This window comes from Streptococcus sp. 17.1 (assembly GCF_016648655.1).
GTDB classification, from domain to species: domain Bacteria; phylum Bacillota; class Bacilli; order Lactobacillales; family Streptococcaceae; genus Streptococcus; species Streptococcus salivarius_E.
Window position 1 is genome coordinate 1 of the sequence record NZ_JACLQM010000008.1, and the last position, 16573, is coordinate 16573.

Sequence of the window (16573 nt, forward strand, 5' to 3'; positions counted from 1 at the left end):
GTGACTAGTTCACCTTTGGCTTGTTTACCGTTACTGTGGAAGTAGACTGGGACATTGTCAATGGTTTGTTCACCGGTAACTTTATCACCATTGACATCAACGTAGTAGAAATAGTCCTCACAATCGAAGTCTTTGCTTGAAAGTGGGTAGTGACTAATGTCTACTGGTATTGTGTTATCATTGAGACCAAAAATAAAATTATGTGGGTACTTGATAAAAAAGTTATCGACAGGATTACCGTATTTATCTTGAAATTTCCAGTTATAGATATGGACGTAACGGTTTGTTACAAGTGCACCAGTATCCTTATCATAGTAGTGTCCATCAGGAGCAAAACGTCCCTTAACCTGTGCTCCATTAGGGAAGAAGTACATTTTGACATAATCAAGTGTTTGAGGTCCTTTTAGTGGTCGGCCTTCCCTATCAAGGTAATACCAGTCCTTTGCATATAAAATTTCGCCATTTATGGTACTACCAACGGAAGTCAATACTTCTTTAAAAGTATTGGTCACTAGTTCACCAGAATCTTTGTCATAGAATTTACCGTTTTGAGCAACCCTTCCTTTGGTCTGAAAACCCCAAGGATTATCAAAGTATAGTTTTTGACCATTAATTTCAACTTCTCCTGTTGCAGCTGTACCATCTTTTGTAAAATAATACCAAGTTCCAGTTCCATTACGTTCGAAAAAGCGATTTTTCAAGATTTTACCACTATGATCAACATAATAGACCTTATTATTTTCATAGATAAAACGATCTCGTAACATTTCTCCAATGTCATAGTGTTTATACGTATTTTCTGGACGGAAGTAATAGAAATCGCCATTAATTTCCTGAAGCCCAAGAACTATTTGTCCTTTATCATCAAGGTAGTAGGTTGAATCATTTTCATTAACAAAGCCTGCATGGGTTACTTTGCAACCATTGTCTTTATCATAGTAGTACTTAGGCATGTAATAATATTTGGAGATAAACTTCGGATCTCTTACAAATCCTCCTTTAATCTGTTTACCATCATGGGGATCGAACATAACATCTTGTCCATCAATAATGTAGGCCCCTTTTAGTGGGCTACCGTATTTATTAACATAGTACCAATTACCATTAACTTCAACGTAACGATTGGTTACGAGATTTCCTGTATTGATATCGTAGTAACCTTTAAGGTCATTATATATATCTAAATAGGCCCCTTTGACTTGTTGTCCATTATCCCGGAAGAATACTCTTTGTCCCTTAATGATTTGGGAACCGATAAGGTTTTCTCCGCTTGCATTCTTATAATACCAGTTACCCTGTTCATCGCTATAGTAGCCGTTAGGGTTTGGAGCATCTTTACCAATTCCATTTTCATCAAAGTTATAAGTCATCCCATTGATCGTTAGGCTTGTATTTACAACACGAGCTCCAGAATCAGGATCATAGTAACGGAGGACCCCATTATCAAGAACAAGTTCTCCTTTAGCTTGACGGCCGTTTGAGTAGAGATAGACGATTTGTCCATTAATAAGGGTTTCCCCATCTTTAGGACGAATAGCATTTCCATCATCACCGTAGTAGTACCATTTATCATGTTCTTTAATTGTTTGTTTTTTGACTAACTGACCGGTTTCTGAGTCAAAATAGTAACGACGGGTAATGTTTGTGGGCGTTCCATATTTATTAGAAGTTGGAAGAGTCTTTCCATCTTCTAGCTCTATGCTGATTCCTTTTTGCATGACACCAGAGTTGATTTCGAAATAATAAAGATTACCATCAATCATACGAGTTCCTGTATATTTAGAACCGTCATTATTGATAAAAAAGGTTCTTCCTTCTTTATCTTGAACGAGACCTTCTTTTCTAACTCTAGCTCCGGTGTTAGGGTCATAATAGTGCATCTTATCAAGATTACCAGAATACTTTTCACTAAAGTCTCCTTTGACTTGAGTTCCGTCATAATCAAAATAAACTTCTTGCCTATCAATGGTTTGTTCCCCCTTGAGAGGAATACCATCCTTGTCAACATAGTACCAGTTTCCCTTATATTCTAGATAACGTTTGGTTTGTAGTTGACCAGTATTATCATCAAAATAACGGTATAGTTTGTAATTTACGATTTGTGGTCCTTTAATTTGTTTTCCGTCCTCCCAGAAGGAGACTCTTACGTTATCAATCGTTTGGTCTCCAGTAAGTTTTTTCCCATTAGCATCTTCATAGTACCAATTCCCCTGTTTATCACTGTAGTAGTGACCGCCAGTGATATTATTTTCAGCAGAGGGAACTTGAGAATTAGGGGTATCAGTATCACTAGTTGTTGGTGACGAATTCTCAGTTGTAACACTCTCACTAGTCGTTGCACTTACCTCAGAATGTGTAGTTTCAGAATTAGCTGCTTCCGAACTAGCTGTGCTTGTGACTTCAGAGCTTGGTTTTTCAGAGACTGTTTCTGTTGAAGCCCCTTCAGAGGTGACCACTGGTGTTTCTGACACAGTGGCAACCTCGCTCGAAGCGGTAGCAGCTGTGTTTTCTACAGGTTTAGTTGTGGCTTCATTACTTGCTGGAGCCTCAACGTCAATAGCGCCTTCTTTGATGATGGCTTCAACAGTTGCTTCATTAACAGGTGTAGGTTGTTCTTCAGCTGAAGCGTAGCTGAGTCCTGCAAAACTCAATCCCAAAGCAAGTCCTGTCACTGCAATAGTTACCCAATGTTTTTTAACTTTGTGAAGTTTAAAATGTACTTTCTTTTCCATGGTAATTCTCCTTTCATTTTAAACTTTTTACATACTGCAAAATAAGGGCTGTCATGAGAGTTTATGAAAAGTGAGCATTGGGGAGGAGTCCCTAACGATGTAAGTTAATCTTTTTGTGACAATCCTTATTTCTCCAAGCCTCCTCAATTTCTATATTACGAGACTGTTCGAGGCAAACATGAGTCCTGACGAAATGATTCTAGAAAAACGAGAGCCGTTCGGAATTTTCCTCCTTTCTAAGCATGGAAGATCTCGTTTATTTTGGGCTTCTAAGACACAAAAAACTAGAGCTTACTAGTATGAGGCGTCCCCTCTAGAGCTCTAGTTTGAAATGATGCTGTATTCTTTTTATGAGCCCTAGTTTGATGGTTCAAAGTGACTCAGGAATGGTTATCCTACTATAATCCTTATTTAGGCATTAGGTAACTAATGTCAATCTTTTAGATAATCCCCCAAGTGTCCTTTAAAGCAAAATTAAAACGCTTACATATTCACCTAGCTTCATTATAATCCTTTTTTAAGAATAAACAACAGAAACTAACGGAATTATCAAAAATGTTAAAGAACTGACATAAAAGATTCTATATTTAGTTTCGTTAGTCAAATAAGAATTCACCTGTGTAAATCATTTATATTTTTAATTTTTGTTCCTCATAGACAGACCACGATCTTAGTCAGATGAAAAAATAGAGTCTTTCTATCTAAAATTTTCTTTTCAGAATTGTCTTTTTAGGGGCTGCTTCTCTCATAGTTTTGCTATCTCTTAAGGTTAATTGAAGCTTGCTTTAATCTTCAAAAGCCTTTGAAGATAAGCACTTGAAGGAGTTTGAGAAGCAAAAAAACTCTATTTAGGACCTTACATATGGTGTAAGGTCTCATTTTTACAAATCAAAGTTAATAATAGGAAGCGTCCGGCAGAGATTCATGAAAATAAGATGACTTTTTCCTATTTGTAATTTGTCTGAATATATCATAGAGTAGAGAAAACAATAGAAAAAAAGGATGATTGTTATAGATGGAAAATAAGGTACGTTTTAAACTACATAAGGTTAAGAAAAACTGGGTAACTATCGGGGTGACTACCCTCTCAATGGTTGCCTTGGCGGGTGGAAGCCTCCTAGCTCAAGGAAAAGTAGAAGCCGATGAGACGAGCGCACCTAATGGTGACGGCTTGCAGCAACTGAGTGAGGATGGTACTGCCAGTCTAGTGACGACAACAACTGTTACTGAGCAAGCTAGTGCTCAAGCAAGTGTGGCAGCAGTAGCAACAGCCAGCGTAAGTCACGAAACAAGCTCTCAGGCGACGACAAGTGCGGTCGCTCAAGAGGCAACTGCTCAAGCACAAAGCAGTCAAGTTATCGATCAAGAAGTGGCAGTTTCTTCGCAAACTCAAGCTAGTGCCCAAGAGACACAGACTACGGAACAGGCCTCACAAGGTCAGACATCAACTCAAGTAGCTGTGCAAACAAGTGCTCAGTCTACTCCAAGTGTGACAGAACAAGCAAGACCTAGAGTCTTGACCAATGCTGCACCAGCAATCGCCACACGCGCTGCTGACAGCACTATTCGTATCAATGCTAACCGCAACACTAACATTACGATTACGGCCAGCGGTACGACACCAAATGTAACCATTATCACAGGGCCAAACACTCCTAAGCCAAACGTAACGGTGACAAGTCCAAATGGCACAAGACCAAATGTGACCATTGTAACGCAGCCAAATCAACCAAACAAACCTATTCAACCAAGTCAGCCGTCTCAACCTAACAAGCCAGTCCAACCAAGTCAGCCAAGTCTTGACTATAAACCAGTAGCTACTAACTTGAAGACGATTGATGGCAAGCAGTATTATGTTGAAAATGGCGTTGTGAAAAAGAACACAGCGATTGAACTTGATGGTCGTCTTTATTATTTCGATGAGACTGGGGCGATGGTAGATCAAAGTAAACCTTTGTATCGTGCCGATGCCATTCCAAATAACTCTATCTATGCGGTTTATAACCAGGCCTACGATACGTCAAGCAAGAGTTTTGAACACTTGGACAATTTCTTGACGGCTGATAGCTGGTATCGTCCAAAACAGATCTTGAAGGACGGGAAAAATTGGACAGCTTCAACTGAGAAAGATTATCGTCCCCTTTTGATGACTTGGTGGCCAGACAAGGTGACACAAGTCAACTACCTCAACTATATGAGTCAACAAGGGTTTGGTAATAAGACCTATACGACCGACATGATGAGCTATGACTTGGCAGCTTCTGCCGAAACGGTGCAACGAGGAATTGAGGAACGTATTGGTCGTGAGGGCAATACCACTTGGCTTCGCCAGTTGATGTCAGATTTCATCAAAACACAGCCTGGCTGGAACTCTGAGAGTGAGGACAATCTCTTAGTTGGTAAAGATCACCTGCAAGGAGGAGCACTGACCTTCCTAAATAATAGTGCGACAAGTCATGCCAATTCAGATTTCCGCCTCATGAATCGCACACCGACTAACCAAACGGGGACACGCAAATATCATATTGACCGTTCAAATGGTGGCTACGAGTTGCTCTTGGCTAACGATATCGACAACTCTAACCCAGCTGTTCAGGCTGAGCAACTAAACTGGCTCCACTACATCATGAACATTGGTTCTATCCTTGGCAATGATTCAAGTGCCAACTTTGACGGTGTTCGTATCGATGCGGTGGACAATGTGGATGCGGACCTCTTGCAGATTGCTTCTGACTACTTCAAGGAAAAATACCGTGTCGCAGACAATGAAGCCAACGCTATTGCCCACTTGTCGATTCTTGAAGCTTGGTCTTACAACGACCATCAATACAACAAGGATACCAAGGGTGCTCAGTTATCCATTGACAATCCACTACGTGAAACACTTTTGACAACTTTCTTGCGTAAGAGCAATTACCGTGGCAGCTTGGAACGTGTCATTACTAACTCTCTTAACAATCGTTCAAGTGAGCAGAAACACACGCCACGTGATGCCAATTATATTTTTGTGCGTGCCCATGATAGTGAAGTGCAAGCTGTTTTGGCTAATATCATCAGCAAGCAGATTAATCCAAAAACAGATGGTTTCACCTTTACTATGGATGAGCTCAAACAGGCTTTTGAAATCTACAATGCGGACATGCGCAAGGCTGATAAAAAGTACACCCAGTACAATATCCCAGCTGCCTATGCCACAATGTTGACCAACAAGGATAGTATCACTCGTGTTTACTACGGGGACCTCTTTACCGACGATGGCCAATACATGGCTGAAAAATCACCATACTATAATGCCATCGATGCCTTGCTCCGTGCTCGCATCAAATATGTAGCAGGTGGTCAAGACATGAAGGTTACTAAGCTTAATGGCTATGAAATCATGTCATCTGTGCGTTATGGTAAAGGAGCAGAAGAAGCCAACCAGCTTGGTACTGCCGAAACACGCAACCAAGGAATGCTCGTCCTTACAGCCAACCGTCCAGATATGAAGTTGGGAACAAATGACCGTTTGGTGGTCAATATGGGAGCTGCCCACAAAAATCAGGCTTACCGTCCATTGCTTCTCAGCAAATCGACAGGACTTGCGACCTATCTCAAGGATTCTGATGTGCCAGCTGGATTGGTTCGCTATACGGACAATCAAGGGAACTTAACCTTCACAGCAGACGATATTACTGGTCATTCAACCGTTGAAGTTTCAGGTTATTTGGCAGTTTGGGTGCCAGTTGGTGCTTCTGAAAACCAAGATGCCCGCACCAAGGCTTCGACGACCAAGAAGGGTGAGCAGGTCTTTGAATCATCAGCAGCTCTTGACTCACAAGTCATTTACGAAGGTTTCTCAAACTTCCAAGATTTCGTTAAGACACCAAGTCAGTATACCAACCGTGTTATTGCTCAAAATGCCAAACTCTTCAAAGAGTGGGGAATCACTTCCTTTGAATTTGCGCCACAATACGTGTCTAGCCAAGACGGCACTTTCTTGGATTCTATCATTGAAAATGGCTATGCCTTCGAGGACCGCTACGATATTGCCATGAGTAAGAACAACAAATACGGTTCGCTCAAAGACCTCATGGATGCCCTTCGTGCCCTTCACTCAGAAGGTATCTCAGCCATTGCTGACTGGGTTCCAGACCAAATTTACAACCTTCCTGGAAAAGAAGTGGTAACAGCCTCACGTACCAACAGCTACGGCACACCACGTCCAAATGCCGAAATCTACAATAGTCTCTATGCAGCTAAAACACGCACCTTTGGAAATGACTTCCAAGGGAAGTATGGTGGTGTCTTCCTTGATGAATTGAAGGCTAAATACCCAGCTATCTTTGAGCGCGTGCAGATTTCAAATGGCCGTAAATTGACAACCAATGAGAAAATCACGCAATGGTCAGCCAAGTATTTCAATGGAAGCAATATCCAAGGTACTGGAGCACGTTATGTCTTGCAAGACAACGCCACAAACCAATACTTCAGCCTTAAAGCAGGTCAAACCTTCCTTCCAAAACAAATGACTGAAATCACAGCAACTGGTTTCCGTAGGGTGGGAGATAAGGTCCAATACCTCTCAACGAGTGGTTACCTTGCCAAGAATACCTTCATTCAAATCGGTGCCAACCAGTGGTATTACTTTGATAAGAACGGTAACATGGTCACAGGTGAATAGGTCATTGATGGTAAGAAATATTTCTTCCTAGACAATGGTCTCCAGCTACGTCATGTCCTTCGCCAAGGCAGTGATGGTCACGTCTATTACTACGATCCTAAAGGGGTTCAGGCCTTTAACGGATTCTACGACTTTGCAGGTCCTCGCCAAGATGTTCGCTATTTTGATGGCAACGGTCAAATGTATCGTGGCCTCCACGACATGTATGGCACAACCTTCTATTTCGATGAAAAGACTGGTATTCAAGCCAAAGACAAGTTCATCCGTTTTGCGGACGGACGCACGCGTTACTTCATCCCAGATACAGGAAATCTCGCAGTCAACCGATTTGCGCAAAATCCTGAGAACAAGGCTTGGTATTACCTCGATAGCAACGGTTATGCCGTGACAGGACTCCAAACCATTAACGGTAAGCAGTATTACTTTGACAATGAAGGCCGTCAGGTTAAGGGACACTTTGTCACAATCAATAACCAACGTTACTTCCTTGATGGTGATAGCGGTGAAATTGCTCGCTCACGCTTTGTGACGGAAAACAACAAGTGGTACTATGTCGATGGCAATGGTAAACTGGTTAAAGGTGCTCAGGTCATCAACGGTAATCACTATTATTTCAACAATGATTATAGTCAAGTCAAGGGTGCCTGGGCCAACGGCCGTTACTATGATGGTGACTCAGGTCAGGCCGTAACCAACCGCTTTGTCCAAGTTGGTGCCAACAAATGGGCTTACCTCAACCAAAATGGTCAAAAGGTAGTTGGTCTTCAACATATTAATGGTAAACTTTACTACTTTGAAGGTAACGGTGTCCAAGCTAAAGGGAAACTTCTGACATACAGAGGCAAGAAATACTACTTTGATGCCAATAGTGGTGAAGCCGTAACCAATCGCTTTATCCAAGTTTCTCGCGGTGTTTGGTATTACTTTAACGCCTCAGGCCAAGCTGTAACCGGAGAACAAGTCATCAACGGTCAACACCTCTACTTTGACGCTTCTGGCCGTCAGGTCAAAGGCCGTTACGTTTGGGTTAAAGGCCAACGTCGTTACTATGACGCCAATACTGGAGCTTGGGTCAGAAAACGATAAGGGGCAGAAGAAAATGTGATTTTGGGACTATCCTAGATGCTTTTGGATTAAAATTCAGTAGGTACCTTCCCAGTCTCACCACTTTTAAGCACTTGAAACATTTTGTTTCAAGTGCTTTTCTTTATTACTATCTCTTGATATGCCAAGCAGATTGTAAGCAAACAATGAGTTTGATTAATAGATTCCTCAATAAACTGCTTACTTTAGCTTTAAATTATGCTCAGTCCTTTAATGAAGGAAGAGCTAAAACGGCTAAACATCGGAATTTCTGTGTACTTTTTAAAAAATCTGAACGTTTTTTGGAAACGATTTCTAACATATAAAAGGCTTAACCATGTATCTTAGACTTGTTTTTTGAAATCTATTATGGGCATAAGGTTAGTCTTATGAGACTAGAGTTATGCATCTGTAATTGTATTCGTTTCCAAAATCCCTTAACATAGAATAGAGAAATAAAGTTATATTGAAAGGTGTATGTTATGGAAAAGAAAGTTGGGTTTAAGTTGCACAAGGTCAAGAAAAACTGGGTGACTATTGGAGTTAGTACGCTGTCTATGGTTGCACTTGCGGGTGGAGCCCTTTTGGCAGACCAATCGGCACAAGCAGATGAAGTGTCACTTCCTAATGGTGATGGTTTTGAACAAACAGATGCAGGCATTGAGTCAAGTGCATCATTGATTAATGAAAGCTATTCACCAACCTTAACAGAAGGTGCTACTTATGTGTCAGCAGTGCCATCTAACTATGCAAGTCAAACGAGTACAGGCTACGAGTCTTCATCATCTGTTTCAACAGGAGGCTCATCTCAGACTGTAGTTGGTGGTGGAGCTGGTCAAGTCAGTTCGTCACAATCTTCTCAAGTAGTAGGAACACAAAACTCTAATTCATCACAAACGGGTTCTGCTTACCAATCAAGTAGCAGCTCGGCATCAGTAAGTGCTAGTGCGTCAAGTTCTTCAAGCTCATCAAGTTCAGCTTGGTACTCTTACTCGTCGTCATCATCATGGTCATCATCATCGTCAGCTAGCGGTTTTGCGACAATTACGACGAGTTCGTCTAACTCAAACGGCATTCATTGGAATGGTGGTCGAAACACGACTATCACCATCACGGCTTCAGGAACTACGCCGAATGTTACTATCGTTTCGAATTCAAATAAACTGTTTCCAAACATATCAGTAGGGCATTCGAATGGTTCAAATGCTAATGTCACTATCATTTCACAAGGTGACCAGCAAAATAACTCAGGTTACCAAATCATCACAGGTGAGACTAAACCAAGTGTTGATTCAAACAATACCAAGTCTTCATTTGTACGTGTAGGTGAAAATCAATGGTACTATTACGATCAATATGGTCAAAAGGTCAAAGGCGAAAAGGTTATTGATGGTAAGGCTTATTACTTCCTTGAAAATGGCCTTCAAGCTCGTGACTCACTTGTTAAAGGTAGCGATGGTTACACCTATTACTATGATAAAAATGGCGTGAAGGCTATCAATGGCTTCTACGATTTTGCAGGTTACCGTAAGGATGTACGCTATTTCGATTGTTATGGTCACATGGCTACTGGTCTCCTTGAAATGGGTAGCACAACCTTCTACTTTGATACACACACAGGTATCCAAGCTAAAGACAAATTTATTCGCTTCTCAGATGGCCGTATCCGTTACTTCATCCCTGATACTGGTAATATGGCTGTAAATACCTTTGTTCAAAATAAAGAAAACCAAGCTTGGTACTACCTTGATGAACATGGTTACGCTGTGACAGGAAAACGTATCATCAATGGTAAAGAATACTGCTTTGACTCAGAAGGCCGTCAAATCAAAGGTCAGATGATGCAACAAGGCAACAAGCAATACTACATTTCTGCCCAAACAGGTGAAATGGCTGTGTCACGCTTTATCTTTGAAAATAACAACTGGTATTATGCGGATGCTTTTGGTTGCCTCGTTCAAGGTGCCAAAGTGATTGATGGTAAACTCTATTACTTCAACAAAGACCATAGTCAGCTAAAAGGTGGCTGGGCTGAAGGACGTTACTATGACGCTGTCACTGGTCAAGCAGTCATCAACCAATTCATTCAAATTGCGGCTAACCAATGGGCGTACCTTAACCAAGATGGTCACAAAGTGATAGGTCTTCAAAATATTAACAATAAAGTTTACTACTTTGGTAGCAATGGTGCTCAAGTCAAAGGTAAATTGCTCACTGTCCAAGGTAAGAAATGTTACTTTGATGCCCACACTGGTGAGCAAGTGGTAAACCGCTTTGTCGAAGCTGGACGTGGCTGCTGGTATTACTTCAACGCAGCAGGTCAAGCAGTGACTGGACAACAAGTCATCAATGGCAAACAGCTTTACTTTGACGGTTCAGGTCGTCAAGTGAAAGGACGTTATGTTTATGTTGGTGGCAAACGCCTCTTCTGCGATGCTAAAACTGGTGAATTGAGACAGCGTCGCTAATTACTATGTACTTTAAAAATCTAGAGCTAATTTTTCCTTTTCCTATCTAAATTATTATTATTTTCCTATCATAACTCTAGGTGATTAAATAGATGAAAAAACCAGCGTTTGCTGGTTTTTTTTGAGTTGTTTTAGAGAAACTGTCAGTGTACACCCTGATGCTTTTTCACACTTAAATCCTAATAATTTTGTCCCTCTCATATTCGCAAGGAGGAGCTATAGCCGTGTTATAATGGGTATTATATTTGCATGTAGGAAAAAAGAGTTAGAGGTAGTTATGGGGAACCATCTTCGTTAAGCTCTAGGTGTAACTGACTTCTTAAAGGAGAGAAATTATGGTTATCTTGGCTTGGATTATCATTGTCATATTATTTCTTTTAATTTCGAATTATTACTTTTATAAAACAGACTTCAGAAAACGAAAATACCCATTACTCTATGCCATTATTGAAACCATAGCTGATTTGTTCACTAGGTAATATCTCTAACCCAAGCCTTTATTTCATCTTAGAAATGAAGGTTTTTTTATTTAAAAATAAATTAATATTGTAGGATGATTCTATCGTCTAAAAAAGTCTAAATCCTAACGATTTTAGTTGGTTTTATGTTATCCTTAGTGCATTTGTTCACAAGGGGCATTTATTAGGCAGATTATTAAAGGACGTTTTCTGAGAAAACGAAGGTAGATACATTAAGCTGACATTATAGTTGTGTAATTGTATTCCCTTGTCAAATAGCTTATGATAGAAGTAATATAAGGGAAAAAGGTAAATATTATGGAACAAAAAGTACGCTTTAAAATGCATAAAGTGAAGAAGAATTGGGTGACTATTGGGGTGACAGCACTCTCAATGGTTACTGTTGCTGGTGGAACTTTGTTGGCGGATCAACAGGTTCAGGCCGATGAGCAAAATCCTGCGAATCAGTCGGGTGATAGCAGTCAGAATCTGCTTCAAGAAACGCCAGCTACAACTAATGATGCAGCAACTACAGTAGCACCAACTATCTCAGCAGATGCTAATACTGCGAGCGTGGCTATTCCTGTCGCAGATGCGACTAGCACGACAACCGATGTTACAGATAGGGCAGCGGCACCTGCTGCAAACACAGCGACAGTTGATACTAACTCAGGTCAAGCAGCACCAAGTACAAATGTGCAAGCAGCTGCAGTTGATACGAGTGCTACAACGACAGATACAAATAATGCGACTGCAACAGCTACTACAGACCGTGCAGCAACAACTGATACGGCAAATACAGAAGCTCGTACACGTAGTCGTCGTGCCTTGGCAGAAACTCGTGAAGCCAATACCAATACAGCGACTGGTATCCAATGGATTAACGGCAAACAATACTATGTCAATAGTGACGGTAGTGTGCGTAAGAACTTCGTCTTTGAGCAAGATGGTAAGTCATATTACTTTGATGCCGAAACAGGGGCTCTTACGACCAAGTCACAGGATGAATTTTCAACTAAACCTATCAAGGCGACCGTAGATTTTTCATCTGGAAATCAGCTCTACAAAAACGATAACAAATCTTTGGACCAACTCGACACCTTCATCACTGCGGATGCTTGGTACCGTCCAAAGAGTATTCTCAAGGATGGTAAGACTTGGACAGCTTCAACTGAAGCGGACAAACGTCCACTCTTGATGGTTTGGTGGCCTGACAAATCGACTCAGGTTAACTACCTAAACTACATGCAAAATCAAGGTCTTGGTGCGGGATCATTTTCAACCAACTCTAGCCAGGAAAGTCTAAATCTAGCTGCTAAAGCGGTTCAGACTAAGATTGAAGAGCGTATTGCGCGTGAAGGCAATACCAAGTGGTTGAGTACAAGTATTAATCAATTTATCAAGACTCAGCCAGGTTGGAATAGTAGCACTGAAAATATTTCATACGACCACTTGCAAGGTGGACAGTTGCTCTTTAACAACAGTAAGGGTGATACTGGTAACCGTACTAGCTACGCCAACTCTGATTATCGTCTACTTAACCGCACACCTACTAACCAGACGGGTACACGTAAGTACTTCAAGGACAATTCTATCGGTGGTCTTGAGTTCTTGCTTGCCAACGATATTGATAACTCAAACCCAGCTGTTCAGGCGGAGCAACTTAACTGGCTCCACTTTATGATGAATATCGGAAGTATCATGGCCAATGACCCAACTGCTAACTTTGACGGTTTGCGTGTCGATGCCTTGGACAATGTGGATGCTGACCTTCTCCAAATCGCTTCAGATTACTTCAAAGCAGCCTATGGTGTTGACAAGTCCGAAGCTAATGCGATCAAACACTTGTCATACTTGGAAGCGTGGTCTGCCAACGACCCATATTACAACAAGGACAATAAGGGGGCACAACTGCCGATTGATAATGCCCTTCGTAATGCTCTTACCAACCTTTTGATGCGTGATAAAAATACACGTATGCAGCTTGGGGACATGACTGCTTTTATGAATAGTAGTTTGAATCCACGAGGTGCTAACGATAAGAACGGTGAACGTATGGCCAACTATATTTTCACCCGTGCCCACGATACGGAAGCGCAAACCATTATCCAACGTATCATCCGTGATCGTATCAACCCAAATCTGTTTGGTTACAATTTCACACGTGATGAAATAAAGAAGGCCTTCGAGATTTACAATGCGGATATTGATAAGGCTCACAAGACTTATGCGTCATACAACTTGCCATCTGTCTATGCCCTCATGTTGACCAACAAGGACTCTGTAACACGTGTTTATTATGGAGACCTCTACCGTGAGGATGGTCACTACATGGCGAAAAAGACGCCTTACTTTGATGCCATTGACACCCTTTTGCGTGCCCGTATCAAGTATGTAGCTGGTGGTCAAGACATGGAAGTGAAAAAAGTCGGAAATGATGGACTTTTGACTTCTGTTCGTTATGGTAAAGGTGCCAATAACAGAACTGATTGGGGAACTGCTGAAACCCGTACGCAAGGGATGGGTGTCATCATGACCAACAACTATGATTTCCGATTGGGTAGTAATGAAACTGTAACGATGAATATGGGTAGAGCTCACCGTAATCAGCTTTATCGCCCATTACTTTTGACGACTAAGGATGGTCTAGCAACCTACCTCAACGATTCTGATGTGCCTAAAAACCTTCTTAAACGTACCGACTGGAATGGGAACTTGACCTTCAACGCCAACGATGTTTTTGGTGTTGAAAATGTCCAAGTCTCAGGTTATCTCGGTGTCTGGGTACCAGTCGGAGCTAAGGCTAACCAAGACGCACGTACACAGCCAAGTAACCGTGCCAATAGCGATGGTCAAGTTTACAAGTCTTCAGCAGCCCTTGATTCGCAAGTTATGTATGAAGCCTTCTCAAACTTCCAAGCTTTTGCGGACAATCAGCCAGAACTCTACATGAACCGTGTCTTGGCTAAGAACACTAATTTGCTCAAAGCTTGGGGTGTTACGTCTGTTGGACTTCCACCACAGTACGTTTCAAGTAAGGATGGTACCTTCCTTGATTCAACAATTGACAATGGTTATGCCTTTGATGACCGTTATGACATGGCCTTGAGTCAAAATAACAAGTATGGCTCACTTGAGGACCTCCTTAATGTCCTTCGTGCCCTCCACAAAGATGGTATTCAAGCCATTGCTGACTGGGTGCCAGACCAAATTTATAACCTTCCAGGAAAAGAAGTAGTTAATGCCACACGTGTTAACGGCTACGGTTATCACCAACAAGGTTATCAAATTGTGGACCAAGCCTATGTGGCAAATACCCGTACAGATGGTACAGACTATCAAGGTAAATATGGTGGTGCCTTCCTTGATGAGCTTAAAGCTAAGTACCCATCTATTTTCAACCGTGTGCAAATCTCAAATGGTAAGCAGTTGCCTACGAATGAAAAGATTACCAAATGGTCTGCTAAGTACTTCAATGGAACCAATATCCTTGGACGAGGTATCAACTATGTCCTTCGTGATGACAAGACCAACCAGTACTTTAATACCTCAGCCAACGGCCAACTCTTGCCAACACCACTTCGTGACACAGGTGCCATCACAAGCACTCAAGTCTTCCAACGTCGTGGACAAGACGTTTACTTCCTTCGTGATAACCAAACCGTTAAGAATGAATTTGTTCAAGATGGTAACGGTAACTGGTATTACTTCGGTGGTGACGGTAAGATGACCAAGGGTGCTCGAAACATCAATAACAAGGATTACTATTTCTTTGACAATGGTATCCAATTGCGTAACGCCCTTCGTCGTGCTAGCAACGGCTATACCTACTATTACGGTCTAGACGGTGCCATGGTTAAGAATGCCTTCGTTGATTTTGATGACAAACATAAGCAGGTTCGTGCCTTTACGACTCAAGGAACAATGGTAGTAGGTAACCTTCATTGGAGTGGCCACCATTTCTACTTTGACCGTGAAACTGGTATTCAGGCTAAGGATCGCATTGTCCGTACAGATGATGGCAAATTGCATTACTATGTTGCTGAAACTGGTGATATGGGACGTAACGTCTTTGCGACAGACAGCAGCACAGGTAAACGTTATTACTTTGACGCTGACGGTAATACTGTGACTGGTTCACGTGTCATTGATGGTAAGACTTATTACTTTAACCAAGATGGTAGCGTCGGTACGGCCTACAGCAATCGTGCAGATTCTATTATCTTTGAAAATGGTAAGGCTCGCTACATCACACCAGCAGGCGAAATCGGACGCAGCATCTTTGTCTATAATCCAGCAACTAAGGCTTGGAATTACTTTGATAAAGAAGGTAACCGTGTTACAGGACGTCAATACATTGATGGTCACCTTTATTACTTCAAGGAAGATGGTAGCCAAGCTAAGGGTGAAATTATCGAAGAAAATGGCATCAAATATTATTATGAGCCAGAATCAGGTATTCTTGCTAGCGGACGCTATCTCCAAGTAGGTGATGACCAGTGGATGTACTTCAAACACGATGGTTCACTGGCTATCGGCCAAGTTCGTGCTGATCATGGATACCTTAAGTACTTTGATAAAAATGGTATCCAAGTTAAGGGTAAAACCATTGTCGAAGATGGTAAGACTTATTACTATGATGCCCACAGTGGAGCTCTTGTAACAAGCAGCTTTGCTGAGATTGCACCAAACCAATGGTCTTACTTCAATACTGATGGCCAAGCCCTTAAAGGCAAGTGGACTATCAATGGCAAGGAATACTACTTTGACCAAAATGGTATCCAATACAAGGGCAAAGCTGTTAAGGTCGGTAGTCGTTACAAGTACTATGACGAAAACGATGGCCAACCTGTAACCAACCGCTTCGCTCAAATCGAGCCTAACGTCTGGGCTTATTTCGGAGCTGATGGCTATGCCGTAACAGGCGAACAAGTCATCAATGGCCAACACCTTTACTTTGACCAATCAGGTCGCCAAGTTAAAGGCGCCTACGTCACAGTCAACGGCCAACGCCGTTACTACGATGCTAACACTGGCGAATATGTCCCAGGAAGATAAGCAGTAGTAGCCCATGTGACTGACTAGAGAACACACAGCCGAGAATGAGGGAAAATTCTCAAGAAGAAAGATCGTGAAAACGGTCTTTTTTTGTACTCCTATTTCGATTTT

At 41.7% G+C, this 16573-nt stretch carries 3 protein-coding genes and 1 pseudogene; 3 read left to right on the forward strand and 1 reads right to left on the reverse strand.

The annotated features are described in order from the left end of the window. Positions 1 to 2732 (reverse strand): KxYKxGKxW signal peptide domain-containing protein (locus H7T99_RS06125; protein ID WP_129852324.1); only part of this gene is annotated, 2732 nt, incomplete at its 3' end. Positions 2733 to 3747: 1015 nt separating this feature from the next. Between H7T99_RS06125 and H7T99_RS06130 the strand changes: the two are divergent. The 3 genes and pseudogenes from H7T99_RS06130 to H7T99_RS06140 all read left to right on the forward strand — a co-directional run bounded on the left by H7T99_RS06130 (position 3748) and on the right by H7T99_RS06140 (position 16462). Beyond that, a pseudogene (locus H7T99_RS06130) lies at positions 3748 to 8481 on the forward strand (glycoside hydrolase family 70 protein). A 479-nt stretch (positions 8482 to 8960) separates the two neighbouring features. Next, positions 8961 to 10946 carry a KxYKxGKxW signal peptide domain-containing protein gene (locus H7T99_RS06135; RefSeq protein WP_037602274.1) on the forward strand — a complete coding sequence of 662 codons (1986 nt, stop codon included), beginning with the start codon at positions 8961 to 8963 and terminating at the stop codon, positions 10944 to 10946. Between the two features lie 776 nt (positions 10947 to 11722). Next, positions 11723 to 16462 (forward strand): glycoside hydrolase family 70 protein, encoded by a 4740-nt coding sequence (locus H7T99_RS06140; protein ID WP_037602268.1) that lies wholly within the window; start codon positions 11723 to 11725, stop codon positions 16460 to 16462. The last annotated feature ends 111 nt before the right edge of the window (positions 16463 to 16573 follow it).